The organism is Deinococcus alpinitundrae (genome assembly GCF_009982895.1).
GTDB classification, from domain to species: domain Bacteria; phylum Deinococcota; class Deinococci; order Deinococcales; family Deinococcaceae; genus Deinococcus; species Deinococcus alpinitundrae.
The window spans coordinates 1-269 of record NZ_WXZL01000268.1; the positions used below are offsets into that span (position 1 = coordinate 1).

General features: G+C 61.0%; 1 protein-coding gene. It reads left to right on the top strand.

The genetic code is table 11. The features are described from left to right. Positions 1–33: 33 nt before the first annotated feature. A partial coding sequence (locus GUI70_RS23335; RefSeq protein WP_161884579.1) for a hypothetical protein occupies positions 34–269 on the top strand: 236 nt, incomplete at its 3' end.

The window sequence follows — 269 nt, forward strand, 5'->3', positions numbered from 1 at the left end:
GGTTGATTGTCCTTGACCTGGACGATGAGGCGGATGTTGCCTGTCTGGGCGACGTTGAAGGCTTTTTTGGCAATGCAGGGCATCGAGGGTGACGATTGCGTCCTCGGCGATGCCCATTTCGGCGAGCAACGCCTGGGCGGCAGGGATCTCGCTGGATTTCTCACCGATGTCGACATGTGCGAGCACCAGCTTGGTGTCGGTGGCGAAGGCGCTGAGCACATGAGCCGCGGTGCGGTCATGGAACCTGTCGAAACTGCCGCGCAGGGTCT